15 protein-coding genes and 1 pseudogene are annotated in these 19,694 nt (G+C 66.2%); 1 reads left to right on the top strand and 15 read right to left on the bottom strand.

Features of this window, described 5'->3' with window-relative positions; all coding sequences use genetic code 11:
- Positions 1 to 270 precede the first annotated feature (270 nt).
- A complete protein-coding gene (locus tag AB0M74_RS02765) occupies positions 271 to 1,503 on the bottom strand; it encodes a cytochrome P450 (RefSeq protein ID WP_364900824.1) in 1,233 nt (410 codons plus the stop codon).
- 10 nt (positions 1,504 to 1,513) lie between these two features.
- On the bottom strand, positions 1,514 to 2,791 hold the full coding sequence (locus tag AB0M74_RS02760) for a cytochrome P450 (protein WP_364900821.1): 1,278 nt from the start codon (positions 2,789 to 2,791) through the stop codon (positions 1,514 to 1,516).
- 536 nt (positions 2,792 to 3,327) lie between these two features.
- On the opposite strand from AB0M74_RS02760, the gene AB0M74_RS02755 reads away from it, so the two are divergent.
- The gene (locus AB0M74_RS02755; protein WP_364900818.1) at positions 3,328 to 4,065 is read left to right on the top strand and encodes an SDR family oxidoreductase; all 738 of its coding nucleotides are present in this window, start codon (positions 3,328 to 3,330) and stop codon (positions 4,063 to 4,065) included.
- Positions 4,066 to 4,144: 79 nt separating this feature from the next.
- On the opposite strand, the gene nuoN is transcribed toward AB0M74_RS02755, so the two are convergent.
- From nuoN to AB0M74_RS02690, 13 genes and pseudogenes are all read right to left on the bottom strand, one after another.
- Positions 4,145 to 5,770: an NADH-quinone oxidoreductase subunit NuoN gene (nuoN, locus tag AB0M74_RS02750; RefSeq protein ID WP_364900815.1), complete on the bottom strand. Its 1,626-nt coding sequence runs from the start codon at positions 5,768 to 5,770 to the stop codon at positions 4,145 to 4,147.
- Between the two features lie 104 nt (positions 5,771 to 5,874).
- Positions 5,875 to 7,500: an NADH-quinone oxidoreductase subunit M gene (locus tag AB0M74_RS02745; protein ID WP_364900812.1), complete on the bottom strand. Its 1,626-nt coding sequence runs from the start codon at positions 7,498 to 7,500 to the stop codon at positions 5,875 to 5,877.
- Positions 7,497 to 9,386 (bottom strand): NADH-quinone oxidoreductase subunit L, encoded by a 1,890-nt coding sequence (gene nuoL / locus AB0M74_RS02740; protein ID WP_364900809.1) that lies wholly within the window; start codon positions 9,384 to 9,386, stop codon positions 7,497 to 7,499. The genes AB0M74_RS02745 and nuoL overlap by 4 nt, the downstream gene beginning before the upstream one ends.
- A 1-nt stretch (position 9,387) precedes the next feature.
- Positions 9,388 to 9,687, bottom strand: a complete 300-nt coding sequence (gene nuoK, locus AB0M74_RS02735; protein WP_107656630.1) for an NADH-quinone oxidoreductase subunit NuoK — start codon at positions 9,685 to 9,687, stop codon at positions 9,388 to 9,390.
- 15 nt (positions 9,688 to 9,702) lie between these two features.
- A complete protein-coding gene (locus tag AB0M74_RS02730; RefSeq protein ID WP_364900804.1) occupies positions 9,703 to 10,557 on the bottom strand; it encodes an NADH-quinone oxidoreductase subunit J in 855 nt (284 codons plus the stop codon).
- Entirely contained in the window at positions 10,554 to 11,135 is a 582-nt protein-coding gene (gene nuoI, locus AB0M74_RS02725) for an NADH-quinone oxidoreductase subunit NuoI (RefSeq protein WP_364901925.1), read from the bottom strand. The genes AB0M74_RS02730 and nuoI overlap by 4 nt, the downstream gene beginning before the upstream one ends.
- A gap of 9 nt (positions 11,136 to 11,144) precedes the next feature.
- Positions 11,145 to 12,452: pseudogene (gene nuoH, locus AB0M74_RS02720) on the bottom strand (NADH-quinone oxidoreductase subunit NuoH); the annotation flags it as partial.
- Positions 12,445 to 14,955, bottom strand: coding sequence for an NADH-quinone oxidoreductase subunit G (locus tag AB0M74_RS02715; protein WP_364901923.1), 2,511 nt, complete (start codon positions 14,953 to 14,955; stop codon positions 12,445 to 12,447). The gene AB0M74_RS02715 and the pseudogene nuoH, both read right to left, overlap by 8 nt.
- 23 nt (positions 14,956 to 14,978) lie before the next feature.
- Positions 14,979 to 16,292, bottom strand: coding sequence for an NADH-quinone oxidoreductase subunit NuoF (gene nuoF / locus AB0M74_RS02710; RefSeq protein WP_364900801.1), 1,314 nt, complete (start codon positions 16,290 to 16,292; stop codon positions 14,979 to 14,981).
- 1 nt (position 16,293) lies between these two features.
- Positions 16,294 to 17,007 carry an NADH-quinone oxidoreductase subunit NuoE gene (gene nuoE, locus AB0M74_RS02705; RefSeq protein ID WP_364900798.1) on the bottom strand — a complete coding sequence of 238 codons (714 nt, stop codon included), beginning with the start codon at positions 17,005 to 17,007 and terminating at the stop codon, positions 16,294 to 16,296.
- Positions 17,004 to 18,356, bottom strand: a complete 1,353-nt coding sequence (gene nuoD, locus AB0M74_RS02700) for an NADH dehydrogenase (quinone) subunit D (protein ID WP_364900795.1) — start codon at positions 18,354 to 18,356, stop codon at positions 17,004 to 17,006. Before nuoD ends, nuoE begins: the two co-directional genes overlap by 4 nt.
- Positions 18,356 to 19,129, bottom strand: coding sequence for an NADH-quinone oxidoreductase subunit C (locus AB0M74_RS02695; protein WP_364900792.1), 774 nt, complete (start codon positions 19,127 to 19,129; stop codon positions 18,356 to 18,358). The genes nuoD and AB0M74_RS02695 overlap by 1 nt, the downstream gene beginning before the upstream one ends.
- Positions 19,126 to 19,680: an NADH-quinone oxidoreductase subunit B family protein gene (locus AB0M74_RS02690; RefSeq protein WP_364900789.1), complete on the bottom strand. Its 555-nt coding sequence runs from the start codon at positions 19,678 to 19,680 to the stop codon at positions 19,126 to 19,128. Before AB0M74_RS02690 ends, AB0M74_RS02695 begins: the two co-directional genes overlap by 4 nt.
- Positions 19,681 to 19,694 lie beyond the last annotated feature (14 nt).

Here is a 19,694-nt window from a genome sequence, read left to right as displayed (position 1 = left end):
CCATATTTCACGAACAGTGACGCTTCCATGCGCAGTGGTCCGGGTCGCTGGGCTGTTTGCCAGGAGATATCACAGGTGTTCGTGCATCGCGCCGACCATGCCGACGTAACAAGGTCCGAGACCGCGGACCGCTGCGAACGGCGCAGGCCACCGCTTTCTCTGTCGGTCTGCGGTTGCCGTGGTCAGAGGCGCCTGGGGATTCTGTGTCAGGAAGTCGATTTCGCGCAGAAGTGGGGTGTCGCCCGAGACGGCACCCCACCGACCAGTAACCTACCGCGCCGAATCCAAGTAGACCGGCAGCTGTGCGTGTCCGTTGGAGATGAAGCTGCCCATATGCGCCAGCTCTTTCGGATCCACAGCGAAACGCAGGGCAGGGAAACGGTTGAACAACGCAGGCAGCGCGATCGCGGCCTCCATGCGGGCGAGCGGAGCCCCGATGCAATGGTGGGCGCCGTGGCCGAAGGCTACGTGCTGGTCTTTGGTCGCGCGGTGCACGTCGAACTCGTCGGCTGTCGCGCCGTGCACCTTCGGGTCGCGGCTGGCGCCCGCGTACGAGGCGAGGATCGCGTCGCCCTTGGGGATACGGATGCCGTCGATGTCGATATCTTCGACGGCATAACGCAGCGGCAGATGCGCGACGGGCGCTTCGTAGCGCAGTGTCTCCTCCACCACATCCGACCAGGGCACCCGGCCCTCGACCACGTCGGCGCGCTGCTCGGGATGGGTCAGCAGCGCGAAAATCGCCTGATCGAGCAGGTTGACCGTGGTCTCGTGTCCGGCATTGATGACCAGCATCAGCGTGTCGACGAGTTCCCTCTCGGTCAACTGTGAGCCGTCGTCCTCGTCGCGGGTAGCGATCAACACACTGGTGATGTCGTCGCCGGGCGTCGTGCGCCGGTAGGCCACCAGTTCGCTGATCAGCCCGTACATCTCCAGATAGTTGGCCTGAGCCTGCTCGGGAGTGAACGAGGTGTCGAAGAACCCGTCGACGCACTTGTGGATGCTGGGGCCGAGATGGTCCGGCACACCCATCAGCTCGCTGATGACCTGGATCGGCACCGGATAGGCGAATCGCGCACGCAGATCGACGGACTCACCACGCGGTGTCGCCGCGAGCTGTGCCACCAGGTTCTCGGTGATCTCCTCGATCCGCGGCCGCAGCGCTACCGTGCGACGGTGCGTGAACGCGGGCGCGACCAACTTTCGCAGCCGCCGATGCTCGCTGCCGTATGCGGTGAACATATTTTCCACCGCCACCCACGGCTGCAACGGCCATGCCTCGGTGATCTCGCCGTTCATGTATGCCGCCCAGTGCTGCCGCGGGTCCTTCGACACTCGTGGGTCGGCCAGCAAGTTACGCAGCGTCACCGCGTCGGTCACCGACCACGCGGGCACTCCGCCGGGCAACTCGACCAGCGCCGCCGGCCCGCGCGCGCGGATCCGGGCGGACTCGCGTTGGATGTCGAGACCGGCTGTGTCCAGGACTATCGGTTCATGCTCCATCAGGCGATCCTTACACCAGGTTCAACGGAGGGGACTTGGGGAACACAACGGGCAATGCGGCCATCGCCCGGTGGAAAGGACCTGGCCGCCAGACCAATTCGTCCTGCGGTACAGCCAGTTGCATCTCGGGAAGGGCGTCGAGCAGCTGATCGATGGCATCCTGCACAACCATGTACGCCACCGACTTGGCCGGGCACGCGTGCGGCCCGGCGCTCCACGCCAGATGCGAGCGATTGCCGGTGCGGTCGCCACCGCGGATCTCGGGGTCGTTGTTGCAGCCGGCGAGGCTGATGAGGACGGGCTGATGTGCGGGCAGCCAGGTGTTCTCGATGAGGATCGGCTGCTTCGGGTAACTCATGCAGAAGTTCGCCATCGGCGGGTCGTTGAAGAGCACCTCGTCGAGCGCGTCGCGTGTCGAGAGGCTCCCGCCGAGGACATCGCCGCCGAACCGGTCGTCGGTGAGCATCAGCAGCAAGGTGTTGGTGATCAGATTCTGCTGCGGTTCGATACCGGCACCGTAGAAGCTGATCAGCTGGGAGAGCATTTCGGTGTCGTCGAGCGCGGCGGGGTGGTGCGCGAGGCGCGAGGTGACATCGTCCCCGGGCTCGGCGCGGCGCAGCTGGATCAGATCCATCAGCGCCTCGCTGAGCGTCTGCATGCCCCAGGCGGCGTTGACCGTGTCGAAGAGTGCGGCCATTCCGGTCGCGACTCGCTGTCCGAGCTCCGCCGAGCAGCCGACCAACTGGTTGAGCAGCTCGAAGACCAGCGGCAACGCGTACTGGGACACCAGATCGGCCGAACCTGCCTCACAGAAAGTATTGATCAGCGGAACGGCGACCTTTTCGACCGTGGAATGCAGGGCGTGTAGGTCGATTCCGTCGATGCTGGCGGTATAGGCCTGCCGATAGCGCGTATGAGCGGTTCCGCTGTTGCGCAGTGCGTTCGGATACCACTCCATCATCGGCTTGACGGGGCAGTCGTCGGACACATGCTGCTGCCAGGTCCGCGGGTCGGCCGGAAAATGGTCCGGGTCGTTGAGGATTCGCAGTGCGGTGTTGTAGCCGATCACCAAGGTGGCGGGCACATCCGGGGCCAGCTCCATCGGCACCATCGAACCGAACTGCTTGCGCATCTCCCGGTAGGCGCGGTGCGGGTCGGCGGCGAATTCCGGAGTATGCAGCGAGACCCGGGGACCATCGGTCCGGATCGGTGAGCCGTGCGCGACGGGGCAGGTTCCGTTCGTGGTTGCGTTGGGCGCGGCCGACAACGGCGTATGCGGCTTGGTCATAGGCGTGACTCCAGACGATGGATCAGAAACTCGACGAGGTCGGTGCAGCGGGCATGCGCCTCGGTCCCGTGCGTCGAGAGAGGTCAGAGGTTCGCCGGGGCTTCGACGGCATGCTGCGCGCTTCGATCATCGACATACAGACTCCCGCCACATCGCTTCGTTCAGCCCTTCCTCGCGGTTGCCGACCATCGTGACCCCGGCAAAGAGGTCAGTGCCGAGGACCGGAGTTCTGGCGAGGCCGACCACAGTCTCACCATCGTCACCTCACAGTCCCTACGGGACAGATGATTTCGACAATCACCGACCGAACAAGCAAGCCCTTCCAGTCGTCCGAAATCCGACGACGGACCCACGTTAGCAGTACGACCGTGAGGTCTGCTTCGACGCCGCAACAGCGCGGGCGATCGTTCCGGGTGCGTATGGCCCAGCAAATATGCTGGGCTGCTACCGATCACATGCGGTTTTGCCGAGGCAGGCGAGCGCGGCTATGTCGCCGCCGAGTCGTGATGGCAGGCTGGGGGGATGGTGATGGACGAATGAGTCGTGGTGTTCTGGTGACAGGTGCGTCGCGGGGTATCGGACGGGCTATCGCGCACGCGTTCGCCGAAATCGGCGACCGGGTGGCGGTGCACTACGCGACCGGCAAGGACGACGCCGAGGAGACTTTGCGTGGGCTGCCAGGAACGGGACATGTGCTCGTCGGCGGGGATGTCGGGTCACCGGAGGAGGCCGAGGCGATCGTCGCCGCGGCCGTTGCGGGGCTGGGCACCGTGCATGTTCTGGTCAACAATGCGGCGGTGAACATCCCGCATCCGTTGGCGGAGACGAACTATGCCGACTGGCAGCGGGCCTGGCGCGCGACCGTGGATGTCAACGTAATCGGCACCGCCAACGTCTCCTACTGCGCGGCCCGACACATGATCGACCGTGGTGTCGCGGGCCGCATCGTGAATATCGGCTCGCGGGGCGCGTTCCGCGGCGAACCCGACCACCCCGCATACGGCGCGAGCAAGGCCGGTGTGCACGCTCTCGGTCAATCACTGGCGGTCTATCTCGCTCCCTACGGCATCGCGGTCGCCTCGATCGCGCCCGGATTCGTGGCGACCGAACGCGTCGTGCACCGCGTCACCGACGAAGTCCGAGCCCAGAGCCCCTTCGGCAGGGTCGCCGAGCCGGAGGAAATCGCCTCGGCGGTGCGGTATCTCGCCTCGGCGGAAGCGACCTGGACCTCGGGCGCGGTGTTGAACGTCAATGGAGCTTCGTACCTGCACTGACGTGCCGAGTGCGAACCGCCCCGAACACGACAGTACCGCCGCACTTCTTGCGGGTGCGGCGGTACCGGTCGGTGCGTGACTAGTGAACGAAGGTCGCTGCGCGTTCGGCGATGTCCAGCATCGACTGGGGCAGGATGCCGAGCAGGATGGTTGCTCCTGCGGTGAAAGTGACGACCGTGGTGGTGAGGAACGGGGTGATCACCGCGGGGGCGGCCTCGGGCGGGTCGGTGAAGAACATCAGCACGATGACGCGGATATAGAAGAAAGCCGCGATCGCGCTGGAGATCACACCGACGAGGACGAGGGGCGTGGCTCCGCCGGCGGCCGCCGCTTGGAAGACGGCGAACTTACCGACGAAGCCGCTGGACAGCGGCAAGCCCGCGAAGGAGAGCAGGAAAAGAGCGAACACCGTTGCCAGGGCAGGGGAACGGCGGCCGAGGCCGGCCCACTGGGACATGGCGGTCGCTTCCGCACCGGAGCTGTCCCGAACCAGGCTGACGACGGCGAAGGCGCCGACGGTGCCGATGCCGTAGGCCAGCAGGTAGAACAGGATGGCGGCAGCACCGGCATGGGTGCCGGGGATCAGGCCGGTGAGGATGAAACCGGCATGCGCGACCGAGGAATACGCGAGCATGCGCTTCACGTCGGTCTGGGTGATCGCCATGACCGCACCGATGAGCATGGTGGCGATGGCGATGGCGGCGAGCACCGGTCGCCAGTCGTCGCGCAGGGCCGGTACCGCGACCTGAAGCAGGCGCAGCAGCGCGCCGACCGCGGCGATCTTTGTTGCTGCGGCCATGAATCCGGTGATCGGCGTCGGCGCGCCCTGATATACGTCGGGCACCCAGGACTGGAACGGCACCGCGCCGATCTTGAACAGCAGGCCGACCGCGAGCAGGCCGACACCGAGCATGGCGAGGGTGGTGTTGTCCGGATGCTGCGCGATCGCGTCCGCGATACCACCGAGCCGGACAGTGCCCGCCTGGCCATAGAGCAGCGCGACACCGTAGAGGAAGAACGCCGAGGAGAACGCGCCGAGCAGAAAGTATTTGAGCGCTGCTTCCTGGGAGAGCAGCCGCTTGCGACGGGCGAGCCCGCACAGCAGATACAGCGGCAGCGACAGCACCTCGAGCGCGACGAACATGGTGAGCAGATCGTTCGACGCCGGGAACAGCAGCAGTCCACCGATCGCGAGCATGGTCAGCGGGAACACCTCGGTGGTGGCGACACCCGCTCGGATGGCGGCCATCTCGCCCGCGCCCCCCGGCACTGCGGAGGCTTGCGGCGTGAACGCGTCCAAGCTGCGTCCGACGGTGGCCGCCGCCAGACTCCAGGTGCCGGGACCCGAACGTCCATCGGCCGGTGGTTGCGCGTCACGCTCGGCGATGAGCAGCAGCGCCAGGATCGAGACCACCAGGATCGTGCCCTGCAGGAACAGTGTGACGCCGTCGATCGACACCGCACCGGCCACCGCGGTGGCCTGGGTGCCCGAGAGACGGACGACGGCGACCAGCGCCGCCAGCAAACCGGCGAGCCCGAGCACCACCTGCGTCGCATACCGATACGGCCGCGGCAGGAACGCTTCGACCAGCACCCCGACCACCGCGACACCGAAAACGATGAGCATCGGCGAGAGCTTGCTGTACTCGATGCTCGGTGCGGGGACCGTGGCGGCGAGCACAGTTCCGTATTCGTAGGAAGTCACTTATGCCGTCCTTGATACGTAGAACATGGTGGCGACCTGCCAGGCGGCACCGAAGTGCGCGCCACGGCCGGTACTGAGGCGATCCGGTTGACGCTCGGCGGCGCTCACTTGTGCGCACCTCCGGTGTGCCCGGTCGCCCCCGCTTCGGGCAGCGACGGCACCGACGGTGCGGGGTCGTGGCGGCCGATGGTGGTCAGCGTCTGTCCGACCGCCGGATTGATGAAGTCCAGCAGCGGTTTCGGGTAGACGCCGAGGAACAGCAGCGCGGCGATCAGTGGTACCACCACAGCGAGTTCGCGGGGCACCAGATCGTAGAGGCGCTCGTTGCCTTCCTTCACCGGGCCGGTCATCATGCGCTGGTAGAGCCACAGCACATACAGCGCGGCGAGCACGAGTGCGCCGGTCGCGATGACGGCGGCGACCTGGTAGCGGCTGAACGTGCCTGCCAGGACCAGGAATTCGCTGACGAAGGGGGCGAGACCGGGCAGCGACAGAGTGGCGAGACCGGCAATGAAGAACGTGCCGGCGAGCACCGGCGCGACCTTCTGCACCCCGCCGAATTCGGCGATGACCCTGGTACCCCTGCGCGACACCAGGAATCCGGCGATCAGGAACAACGCGGCGGTCGAGATGCCGTGGTTGACCATGTAGAGCGTCGCCCCGGTCTGTCCCTGACTCGTCATCGCGAAGATGCCGAGGATGATGAATCCGAAGTGCGAGATCGAGGTGTAAGCGATCAGCCGCATCACGTCGGTCTGGCCGACAGCCAGGAGCGCGCCGTAGATGATGCCGATGACCGCGAGGGTGATCACCAGTGGCGCATACGTCCCCGAGGCCTCCGGGAACAGCATCAGGCAGTAGCGCAGCATGCCGAAGGTGCCCACCTTGTCGACCACCGCCATCATCAGCACGGCACTCGACGGCGTTGCCGCGACCGCCGCATCGGGCAGCCAGGTGTGCAGCGGCCACAGCGGGGCCTTCACCGCGAACGCGAACATGAACCCGAGGAACAGCGCGTTGAGCACAGCGGGACCGGCGCCGAGTTGCCCGGCGTTGGCCGCGGTGACCACAGTGCGGAAGTCGAAGGTGCCCGCCGAGCCCGCGCCGAGCCCTTCCCGCACGGTGAGCACATACAGCCCGATCACCGCGGCCAGCATGATCAGCCCGCCGAACAGGTTGTAGAGCAGGAACTTCACTGCCGCCCGCGACCGCTGCTGGCGCAGTGGCACATCCGCACTGCGCGGTCCGAAGCCGCCGATGAGGAAGTACATCGGGATGAGCATGGCCTCGAAGAACACGTAGAACAGCAGGATGTCGAGTGAGACGAAGGAGATCAACACCATCGCCTCGACCATCAGGCTGAGCGCGACGTAGGTGTGCACGACGCGGCGGCCGCTGCCGACCTCGCGTTCGTCGTTCCAGCCCGCGAGGATCAGCAACGGCACCAGCGCCGCGGTGAGCAGTACGAGTACCAGCGCGATCCCGTCCAGGCCCACGGTATATCCGGCGCCGAAGGCCGGAATCCACTCGTGGTCCTCGACGAACTGATATTGCGCCCCACCAGGATCGAAGCGCGCCGCCAACACGATGCCGATCACCAGCACCGCGATCGAGATGCCGAGGGCAAGGCAGCGCGCCAGCGTGCGTTGAGCGGCGGGCAGCACGAGCACCGCAACAGAACCGACCGCGGGCAACGCCCACAGCAAGGTCAACCAGGGAAAATCGGTCACCAGATCCTCACCGCCAGCAGGGCGGCGGCCACCAGGGCCGCGCCGGTGAACATGGACAGGGCATAGGAACGTACGAATCCGGACTGCACGCGCCGGATGCGGCCGGAGAGACCGCCGATCAGTGCGGCAGTGCCGTTGACGATCCCGTCGATGCCGCGGTTGTCGAGGAAGACGAGGACGCGGGTCAGGTAGGCGCCCGGACGCATGAACACGCCTTCGTTGACCGCGTCGCCGTACAGATCCTTGCGAGCCGCGACGGTCAACGCGCTCACCGATTCCGGTGCGGTCTCGGGGATCTCACGCTGGGCGTACTGGTAGTAGGCGAACGCGACGCCCACAGCGACGACGATCAGCGCGAATGCCGTGATGATCGCGGCCGGAACGGCCTCTTCACCGTGATGTGCACCGACAACGGGTTCCAACCAGTTCTGCAGCGCCGATCCGAGGACGAACAACCCGCCCGCGGCAACCGATCCGACGGCGAGCAGGATCATCGGTCCCGTCATCACCGCGGGTGACTCGTGCGGATGGGTGTCGGGTTTCCAGCGGCGGTCGCCGAAGAAGGTCATCAGCATCACCCGCGTCATGTAGAACGCAGTCAGTCCGGCGCCGAGCAGCGTCACTGTGCCCAGCGCCGCACCGCTCGCGCCGCCCTGGTTGAACGCCGCCTCGATAATGCGGTCCTTGGAGAAGAACCCGGCGAACGGCGGCACTCCGATGATGGCGAGATAGCCGAGTCCGAAGGTGATGTAGGTGACCGGCAGTAGCGTGCGCAGTCCGCCGTAGCGGCGCATGTCGGTCTCCTCGTCCATCGCGTGCATCACCGAACCCGCACCGAGGAACAGTCCGGCCTTGAAGAAGCCGTGGGTGAGCAGATGCATGATGGCGACCGCGTAGCCGGCCGGTCCGAGCCCGGCGGCCAGCACCATATAGCCGATCTGGCTCATGGTCGAAGCGGCGAGCGCCTTCTTGATGTCGTCCTTCGCACAACCGACGATCGCACCGAACAACAACGTCACCGCGCCGACGAGCACCACCCCGAGCCGGGCATTGGGCGCCAGGTCGAAGATCGGGCCGGACCGAGTGATCAGATACACGCCGGCGGTGACCATCGTTGCGGCGTGGATGAGCGCCGACACCGGGGTCGGGCCCTCCATCGCGTCACCGAGCCAGGACTGCAGCGGCACCTGCGCGGACTTGCCACACGCCGCGAGCAGCAGCAGCAATCCGATCGCCGTGAGCTTTCCCTCGCCCGCGGCGGGCGCTGCGCCGAACACGTCGGCGAAGTTGATCGACCCGAAGGTGGTGAACATGGTGAACATGGCGATCGCCAGGCCCATGTCACCGACACGGTTGACCACGAAAGCTTTCTTGGCCGCTGTTGCGGCGGAAGGCTTTTCGTGCCAGAACCCGATCAGCAGGTAGGACGCGAGGCCGACGCCTTCCCAGCCGAGATAGAGCACGAGGTAGTTGTTGGCCAGCACCAGTAGCAGCATCGCTGCGAGAAACAGGTTGAGGTAGGCGAAGAACCGTCGTCGCGCCGGATCGTGGCTCATATAGCCGATGGAGTAGATGTGGATCAGCGATCCGACTCCGGTGATCAGCAGGGCGAAACAGATGGACAGCTGGTCCAATTGGAGGCCGAAGTCGACCTCGAGTCCCGGCGCCGGTACCCAGCTGAACAGGTCTTGGTGAATGGCTCGGTCCGCATTGTCGCGGTCGCGCATGCTGAAGAATGCCATCCCGGCGACCACGAACGACGCGAGCGCCGCGACGGTGCCCAGTAGATGACCCCACCTGTTGGTGTACTTCCCGCCGAGCAGCAGGATGACGGCGCCTGCCAGCGGCAGCGCGGGCAGCAGTCCGAGAGTTGTTGTCGCGTCCATGTCAGAACTTCAGCAGGTTGGCGTCGTCGACCGAGGTCGAGCGGCGGGCGCGGAAGATGGTCATGATGATGGCAAGGCCGACGACGACCTCGGCCGCGGCGACCACCATGGTGAAGAACGCGAACACCTGGCCATCCAGATTGGCATGCAGCCTGGCGAAGGTGACGAAGGCGAGATTCACTGCGTTGAGCATCAACTCGATGCACATGAACACGACGATGGCGTTGCGCCGCAGGAGGACTCCCGCGGCGCCGATCGTGAACAACAGCGCGGACAGGAACAGGTAGTTCTGGGGGTTCACCGTATGCCTTCCTGGTCAGCTCTGTGGGGAATCGTCGGCGGGCGCGTGGTTGTCGGTCTCGGCGGGTGTGCTCGTCGAGCCGACCGAGATGACGGCCGCTTCGGTGAGCGCCCTGGTGCGACGGTGCCGCAGGATGGTGCTGACCGACAATTCCTCGAAGGACCCGTCCGGCAGTCTCGCCGGGATGTCGACCGCGTTGTGCCTGGCATAGACGCCGGGGGTGGGCAGCGGGGTGGCGCGACGTGTGGGATACAGCGGGTCCCCCGCACTGCGGAACCGGCGCTGCGACATTTCGCGCTGGCCGAGCCGCTGGCCGAACTGCTCGCGGTGCGCGAGTACCATGGCGCCGATGGTGGCGGCGATGAGCAGTGCACCGGTGAGCTCGAAGGCCCACACGTAGCGGATGAAGATCAGCTCGGCGAGCTCGCCGATGACGTCACGGCCTGCGAATCCGGTGGCCGGGTAGGTGATTCCGGAGTTGCGGATGCCACTGGCGATGCCGCTGATCAGCAGCAGGCCGAAACCCAGCCCGACCGCGGCGGCGGAAAGCCGTTGCCCGCGAATGGTTTCCCGCAGCGACTCGGCCGAGTCGACGCCGACCAGCATGAGCACGAAGAGGAAAAGCATCATCACCGCGCCGGTGTAGACGACGATCTGCACCACGCCGAGGAACAGGGCGTCCTGAGCTATGTACATGACCGCGAGCGCGATCATCGTCGAGGCGAGGCACAGCGCCGAATGCACTGCCTTGGGTGCGAATACCATGCCGAGCGCGCCGATCACAGCCAGCGGGGCCAGGATCCAGAAGCTGACGGCCTCACCGGTGGAGGCTCGGATCAGCGGCTCGGCGGCCAGGATCAATGTGTTCACAGCGCGCCTCCTTCCGCGCCCGCGGTGGCAGGCAGCCTCGGGGGAGTGGGTTCCGTCTCGGCGCCGCCGCCGGGCACGTTGCCCCGGTAGTAGTCGCCTTCGTCGGTCCCGGGATACATGGCATGAGGTGGTGCGGTCATGCCCGGCTGCAGCGGGGCGAGCAGTTGGTCCTTCTCGTAGATCAGATCGGCGCGATTGTCGTCGGTCATCTCGTATTCGTTGGTCATCGTCAGCGCCCGCGTCGGGCACGCTTCGATGCACAGACCGCAGCCGATGCAGCGCAGGTAGTTGATCTGATAGACCTGGCCATAGCGCTCACCCGGCGAGAAGCGCTGCTCCTCGGTGTTGTCAGCGCCCTCGACGTAGATGGCGTCGGCGGGACAGGCCCAGGCGCACAGTTCACAGCCGATGCACTTCTCGAGTCCGTCCGGATGCCGGTTGAGCTGGTGGCGGCCGTGATAGCGCGGTGCGGTCGGTACCTTCTGCTCCGGGTAGAACTCGGTATTGGCCTTCTTGAACATGGTCGATGCGGTGACGATGAATCCGGCAAGCGGAGCGAACAGACCGGGTTTCGGCATGGGATGCGCCAACGCGGTGTCGGGCATCGGCGGCGTCGGGAAACCGAGGAACACTGTGGACCCGCTCGTGCCGGATACCTCTGGACCCGGTTCCGCCGGCGGCGGCGGAATGCCGTCCGCGCGTCCGGCCCGCAGGAACATGCCGACCATCAGCGCGGAGATGATCAACCCGCCGATGACCAATGCTGGCGTCTGGACGTGATAGCCCTCGGCCTCCAACACTCGAGCGGTGGCCACCAGCATCACCCACAGCAGCGATGCCGGAATCAGCAGCTTCCAGCCGAGGTTCATGAACTGGTCGTAACGCAGCCGCGGCAGGGTGCCGCGCAGCCAGATGAACACGAACAAGAACGTCCACACCTTGAGGGTGAACCAGAGCACCGGCCACCAGCCGGAGTTGGCACCGTCCCACATGTTCAGCGGCCACGGTGCGCGCCAGCCGCCGAGGAACAACGTGGTCGCCAGGGCGGAAACCGTTGCCATATTGATGTATTCGGCGAGCATGAACATCGCGAACTTGAGCGAGGAGTACTCGGTGTGGAAGCCACCGACGAGCTCACCCTCGGCCTCGGGCAGGTCGAACGGCGCCCGGTTGGTCTCGCCGACCATCGAGACGCAGTAGATCAGGAACGACGGGAGCAGCAGGAAGACATACCAGGTGCCCTCCTGTGCCTTGACGATGCCCGAGGTGGCCATGGTGCCGCCGAGCAGGAACACCGTCGCGAAGCACAGTGCCATCGCGATCTCATAGGAGATCACCTGCGCGGTCGAGCGCAGGCCGCCGAGCAGCGGGTAGGTGGAGCCGGACGACCACCCGGCGAGCACGATGCCGTAGACGCCGATCGAGGTGATCGCGAGGATGTAGAGCACGGCGACCGGCATATCGGTCAACTGCAGCGCGGTGCGATGTCCCAGGATCGACACCTCCGGCCCGAACGGGATCACCGCGAACGCCATCACGGCGGGGATCACCGAGATGATCGGCGCCATGATGAAGATCGGCTTGTCCACGATCGTCGGGATGATGTCTTCCTTGAGCGCCATCTTCACGCCGTCGGCGATGGCCTGCAATGTGCCCTTGGGGCCGACCCGGTTCGGGCCGACCCGCATCTGCATCCAGGCCACGATCTTTCGTTCCAGATACACCGCCATCAAAGGGGTGAGCAGCAGGAAGCCGAAGATAGCGAGGGACTTTGCGAGCACAAGCCACAGGGGGTCGTGACCGAAGAGGGCGAACGCGTCGGGCCCGTAGGCAGCAGCGCGCGTAACCACGGAGGGCCCCGCGGGCGTCGCGACGAGCAGAGCCAGATCACTCATGACGGTGTTCCTTCATCCTCTCGTCCGCACGTCGCAGGTGAACCACGCCGCCCGGTTGGGTGGCGAGTTGTTCGAAGACCGAACTCCCCGGCGAATTCAGCGGCAGCCAGACCACCCGGTCGGGCAGGTCGGTGATCATCAGTGGCAGTGTGATGGTGCCGCGCTCGGTGGCGACGCTGATCGGATCGTTGTCGGCGGCACCGATTTCGGCGGCTGTTGCCCGCGAGAGCCGTACCACCGGCGGGCGTGCGATACCTGCCAGGTTCGGCTCCCCGTCCTGCATCCGGCCCTGGTCCAACAACATTCGCCAGCCTGCGAGGACTGCGGTGCCCTGTTCGGGCCGGGGCACCGGGTGCGCGCGCTGCGCGGGCGGTGCGACGGGCGGGCCGTCCCAGGTGCCGAGTTCGGCGAGTTCGGCGCGGGCCGCGTCGGCATCGGGCAATCCGAGCGGCACTTGCATCTCATCCGCGATTGCCTGGATGACGCGTTGATCCGAGAGGGGGGCCGCGGTTCGCCGCACAGTGGAGTCGTGCAGCGCGGCGTCGAACCGCCGCGCCCGACCCTCCCAGGTGCGGAAGGTGCCGGATTTCTCCATCGCCGAGGCCACGGGGAACACCACATCGGCGCGGTCGCTGATGGCACTGTGGCGCAGTTCCAGGCTGACCACGAAGCGAGCGGCGTCGACGGCGGCGAGCGCGGCCTGCGGGTCCGGTAGATCGGCGAGATCGACGCCGCCGATGACGAGAGCGCCGAGTGTAGCGGCGGCCTCCAGGATGGCGGCGGTGTCGCGGCCGACGGTCACCGGCAGGTCGGGCACGTTCCAGATGGACCGAACCTGTTGGCGGGCACGCGGATCCACGATGGGCCTGCCGCCCGGGAGCAGGCCGGGCAGCGCGCCTGCCTCCACCGCACCGCGTTCGCCCGCCCGCCGTGGCACCCAGGCCAAGGCAGCGCCGGTCTCGTCGGCGAGCCGGACCGCCGCTGAGAGCGCGCCGGGGATTCCGGCGAGCCGCTCGCCGACCATGATCACCGCGCCCGGTTGGCGCAGCAGTCGCGACGCCTCGGTCAGCTGTGCGGAATAGGTTTCCGCGGTGGCGATTTCACTGGTGCGCAGCGTGTCGAGCAGGTACGGCTCCGCGCCGGGTATCACCTGCAGCAGAGTGCCGGACATGCGGTCGAGGCCACGCGAGGCGTAGGCGGCCAACGAGTAGACCGGCAGTCCATGCTTGCGTGCGGCTTTGCGCAGCCGCAGATAGACGATCGGCGATTCCTCCTCCGGCTCGAAACCGGCGAGCAGGACGATCGGCGCCTTTTCCAGGGTGTCGTAGTCGACGGTGACACCCTGCCCCGCGACGCAGGCGGCAAGGAAATCGGCCTCTTCGACCGAATGCACCCGGCTGCGGAAGTCGATGTCGTTGGTGCCGAGGGCCACTCGCGCGAATTTGGCGTAGGCGTAGGCGTCTTCTTCGGTGACCCGGCCGCCGACCAGTACGCCTGCATTACCGTGCGCGGCGGCCAAACCCTCCGCGGCGGCGGCAAGCGCCTCGGACCATGAGGCAGGTGCGAGCGTGCCGTCCCAGCCGCGCACCATGGGTGTGGTCAGCCGGTCGCGTTCGGTGGCATACGCGAAAGCCCAGCGGCCCTTGTCACAGTTCCATTCCTCGTTGACCTGCGGATCGTCGCCCGCCAGCCGGCGAAGCACCTTGCCGCGCCGATGGTCGGTGCGCTGTGCGCAGCCCGACGCGCAATGCTCGCAGACGCTCGGACTCGACACCAGGTCGAACGGGCGCGCGCGGAACCGGTAGCTGGTGCCGGTGAGCGCGCCGACCGGGCAGATCTGCACGGTGTTGCCGGAGAAGTACGAATCGAGCGGCTCGGCCTGCGCGATGCCGACCTGTTGCAGCGCACCACGATCCATGAGCTCGATGAACGGGTCACCGGCGACCTGCTGGGAGAAGCGCGTGCAGCGGGCGCAGAGCACACAGCGTTCCCGGTCCAGCAGCACCGCCGTGGACAGCGGAATCGGCTTGGGATAGGTGCGTTTCACGCCGTCGAACCGGGTTTCGGGCCGACCGCTGGACATCGCTTGGTTCTGCAGCGGGCATTCGCCGCCTTTGTCGCAGACCGGGCAGTCGAGCGGATGGTTGATGAGCAGCAGCTCCATCACACCCTCTTGCGCTTTGTCGGCGACAGCGGAGGTGAGCTGGGTGCGTACCACCATGCCGTCGGTGACGGCCATGGTGCAGGAGGCGACCGGCTTGCGCTGGCCCTCCACCTCGACGATGCACTGCCTACAGGCGCCGACCGGGTCGAGCAGCGGGTGGTCACAGAAGCGGGGGATCTGGATGCCGATCAGTTCGGCGGCCCGGATCACCAACGTGCCCGCAGGCACACTGACGGTGGTGTCGTCGATGGTCACGGTCACCAGATCGGCGGGTACGAGCCCGCTGGTATCGGTGTTCACAGTGGCGGGCCCACCCGTCACCCGGCCGCCACCCCCCATCGAATCGCTACGCGATGCTGTACTCATCGGACTCCTTCCGCCCAAGCAGTCGTGCGCGCGGGATCAAACGGACAGCCGTCGAGGCGCAGATGGTCGATGAACTCCTCGCGGAAGAACTTCAGGGAGGAGATGATCGGGCTGGCCGCGCCGTCACCGAGGGCGCAGAACGACTTGCCGTTGATGGTGTCGCTGATATCGAGCAGCTTGTCCAGATCGGATTCGGTGCCGTGGCCCGCCTCGATGCGCTCGAGTAACTGGACGAGCCAATAGGTACCCTCGCGGCAGGGTGTGCACTTGCCGCAGGATTCGTGGGCGTAGAACTCTGTCCAGCGCAGCACGGCACGCACCACGCAGGTGGTGTCGTCGAAGATCTGCAACGCCTTGGTGCCCAGCATGGATCCGGCACCCGCCACACCCTCGTAGTCCAGTGGCACATCGAGGTGCTCATCGGTGAACAACGGTGTCGACGAGCCGCCGGGAGTCCAGAACTTCACCCGATGCCCGGCGCGCACGCCGCCTGCGTAATCGAGCAGCTCCCGCAGCGTGATGCCGAGCGGCGCCTCGTACTGGCCGGGACGGGCGACGTGGCCCGACAGGGAGTACAGCGTGAAGCCGGGTGACTTCTCGGTACCCATGGACCGGAACCAGGCTGTGCCGTTGAGGATGATCGGCGGCACACTGGCAATGGATTCGACGTTGTTCACTACGGTCGGGCAGGCGTAGAGCCCGGCGACGGCGGGGAACGGCGGTCGCAAGCGGGGCTGGCCGCGGCGGCCTTCCAGCGAATCCAGCAGCGCGGTTTCCTCGCCGCAGATGTAGGCGCCCGCACCGGCGTGCACGATCAGCTCGAGGTCGTAGCCGGTGCCGAGAATATTGCGGCCGAGATACCCTGCTTCGTAGGCTTGGGCCACCGCGGCCTGCAGACGACGTAGCACCGGCACCACTTCACCGCGCACATAGATGAAGGCGTGCGCCGCGCGGATGGCGTAGGCGGCGATGATCACACCCTCGATCAGCGTGTGCGGGGTGGCCAGCATGAGCGGAATGTCCTTGCAGGTACCGGGTTCCGACTCGTCGGCATTGACAACCAGGTAGTGCGGTTTGCTGGTGCCGTCGGGGCCTGGACCCTGCGGAATGAAGCTCCACTTCATGCCGGTCGGGAACCCGGCGCCGCCGCGGCCGCGCAGGCCCGCGTCCTTGACGGTCTGGATGACCTGATCGGGGTCCATCCGCACGGCTTTGCGCAGCGCCCGGTAGCCGTCGTGGCGATGGTAGGTGTCCATCGTCCAGGATTGGGGGTCGTCCCAGTATCGGGTGAGAACCGGAGTCAACGTCATATCAGGCGCCCTCCATATTCGGCTGCGGCGCAGGCGGATTCATGTTGTGTTCGCGAGCTACCCGCAGACCGGCCAGGGTGGCCTCGCCCGCCGCGCCGTCCAGCACGCCGGGTCGCTGGTCGGGGAATCCGGCGAGGATGCGTGCGGTCTGTTTGAACGTGCACAGCGGCGCGCCGCGGCTCGGGGTCACCTGCTCGCCTGTGCGGAGCGAATCCACCAGTGCTCGAGCTGATTCCGGTGTCTGGTTGTCGAAGAACTCCCAATTGACCATGACGACCGGCGCGAAATCGCACGCCGCATTGCACTCGACGTGCTCGAGCGTGATCGCACCGTCCTGCGTGGTCTCGCCGTGCTGGATGCCGAGATGCCGCTGCAGTGTTGCGAGAATGGCGTCACCACCCATCACGGCGCACAGCGTGTTGGTACAAACCCCGACGTGGTAGTCACCGGTGGGTGTGCGCCGATACATCGAGTAGAAGGTGGCCACCGCGGTCACCTCGGCGCCGGTCAGTCCGAGCTGGTCGGCGCAGAATTCGATGCCCGTGCCGGTGACGTAGCCCTCCTCGGCCTGCACCAGGTGCAGCAAGGGCAGCAGCGCAGACCGTGGGTGCGGGTATCGGCCGATGATTTCCTTGGCATCGACCTCGAGACGCTCACGCACGTAGGCCGGATACGGCTCCGGTCGCGTAGTCAGCTTCAGCAGAATCTCTGTCATCGGTCCACTCCGCCCATGACGGGATCGATACTGGCGACAGCCGCGATGACGTCGGCGAGCATGCCGCCCTCACACATTGCCGCCACCGCTTGCAGATTGGTGAACGAGGGGTCGCGATAGTGCACCCGGAAGGGCCGGGTGCCGCCATCACTGACCATGTGCACGCCCAGTTCACCGCGCGGCGACTCGACGGCCGTGTACACCTGTCCCGCCGGAACCCGGATGCCCTCGGTGACGAGTTTGAAGTGGTGGATGAGTCCCTCCATGGACGTGCCCATGATCTTGCCGATGTGCTTGGGGGAGTTGCCGAGTCCGTCCTGGCCGATCGAGAGGTCGGCGGGCCAGGCGATCTTCTTGTCGTCCACCATCACCGGACCGGGACGCAGCCGGTCGAGGCACTGTTCGACGATCTTGAGCGATTCCTTCATCTCCTCCACCCGGATCACATAGCGGCCGTAGCAGTCGCAGCCGGTGGTGGTCGGAATGTCGAATTCGTAGGTCTCGTAGCCGCAGTAGGGCTGCGACTTGCGCAGATCGTGCGGCAAGCCGGTCGAGCGCAGCACCGGGCCGGTGATGCCGAGCGCCATGCAGCCGGTGAGATCCAGGTAGCCGATGTTCTGGGTGCGTGCCTTCCAGATCGGGTTGGCGGTGAGCAGTTTCTCCATGTCCCGCAGCCGCTTCGGCATCAGCTCGAGCAGCTCACGGACCTTCGCGACACCGTTGTCCGGTAGGTCCTGGATGAGACCGCCCGGTCGAACGTAGGCATGGTTCATGCGCAGGCCCGTGATGGTCTCGAAGACGTCCAGGATCAGTTCGCGTTCCCGGAAACCGAACAGCATCGGGGTCAGCGCGCCCAATTCCATACCGCCGGTGGCCAGTGCGACCAGGTGCGAGGAGATGCGGTTGAGTTCCATGAGCATGACCCGGATGACGGTGGCCCGCTCGGGGATCTGCTCGGTGATGTCGAGCAGCTTCTCCACACCGAGGCAGTAGGCCGTCTCGTTGAAGAACGGCGACAGGTAATCCATCCTGGTGACGAAGGTGACGCCTTGGGTCCAGTTCCGGAATTCGAGATTCTTCTCGATTCCGGTGTGCAGGTAGCCGATTCCGCAGCGTGCCTCGGTGACCGTCTCGCCCTCGATCTCGAGGATGAGGCGCAGTACACCGTGCGTGGACGGGTGCTGCGGACCCATGTTGACGACGATCCGCTCTTCGCCCGCGCCGTCGAGTGCTTCGGCGACCTGGTCCCAGTCCTGTCCCGCGACCGTGACCACGGCGGGGTCCGCCCCCGCAGCCGACTCATGCCCGGCGTCATCTGCGACGTCGGGCCGAATGTCTGTTTCATTCATTAGCTGTACGTCCTCCGCTCGTCGGGCGGCGGGATACGCGCGCCCTTGTACTCGACCGGGATCCCGCCGAGCGGGTAGTCCTTGCGCTGGGGGTGGCCGCGCCAGTCGTCTGGCATGGTGATGCGGGTCAGCGAGGGGTGACCGTCGAAGAGGATGCCGAAGAAGTCGTAGGTTTCCCGCTCGTGCCAGTCGGTGGTCGGGTACACGCTGTACAGCGACGGGATGTGCGGATCGGCGTCCGGTACCGACACCTCGATGCGCAGCCTGCGGTTGTGTGTGATCGACATGAGCGGGTAGACCGCGTGCAGTTCGCGGCCCTCGTCGTCGGGGTAGTGCACGCCGCTGACTCCTAGGCAGAGTTCGAAGCGCAGTGCGGCGTTGTTGCGCAGTGTGAGCGCGACGGTCGGCAGGTGTTCGCGGCGCACGTGCACGGTCAGCTCGCCGCGGAACACGACGATCTTCTCGATCGCGGTCTCGAAACCGACACCCGCGGTGGGGAGCGCGGTGCGCAACGCGTCGACGACCTCGTCGAAGTAGCCGCCATAGGGTGCCGGGGTGCTGCCGGGCAGCGTCACCGGCCGGACCAGCTTGCCGTAGCCGGAGGTATCGCCGGTGCCGCTGACGCCGAACATGCCACGGCGCACGCCGATCACCTCGGCGCGCGCCGAGGCCGACTCTTGTTCGGGGACAGTGCCTTCCGGCCCGGCGGTCACGGCCTGCGCGAGTTCTTCCGACGGAGGGGTTCCGATGTTGTCCGGGGAGTCGAAGGTCATCGCAGCAGACCCTCCATCCGGATGGTCGGTGTCGATGCCAGTGCGGCCTGCTCGGCGGCGCGGATCGCCTCGTCGCGATTGACGCCCAGCGGCATCTCCTGAATCTTTGCGTGCAGTGTCAGAATCGCGTTGAGCAGCATCTCCGGCCGCGGCGGGCAGCCGGGCAGGTAGATGTCGACGGGCACGACATGGTCGACGCCCTGCACGATGGCGTAGTTGTTGAACATGCCGCCGGAGGATGCGCAGACGCCCATCGCGAGGACCCATTTCGGCTCGGTCATCTGGTCGTAGACCTGACGCAACACCGGCGCCATCTTCTGACTGACCCGGCCCGCGACGATCATCAGGTCGGCCTGTCGTGGGGAGGCGCGGAAGGCTTCCATGCCGAAGCGGGCGATGTCGAAACGGCCAGCACCGGTGGCCATCATCTCGATCGCGCAGCAGGCGAGACCGAAGGTGGCGGGCCAGAGCGAACCTTTGCGCAGATAGCCGGCGAAATCCTCGACCGTGCTCAGCAGAAAGCCGCTGGGCAGTTTTTCTTCGAGACCCATGTTGGACTACTTCT

The organism is Nocardia sp. NPDC051463 (assembly GCF_040681975.1).
In the GTDB taxonomy this organism is placed as follows: Bacteria; Actinomycetota; Actinomycetes; order Mycobacteriales; family Mycobacteriaceae; genus Nocardia.
Note: the sequence above shows the minus strand (reverse complement) of the source record. Positions and strands in the feature narration are given on the sequence as shown.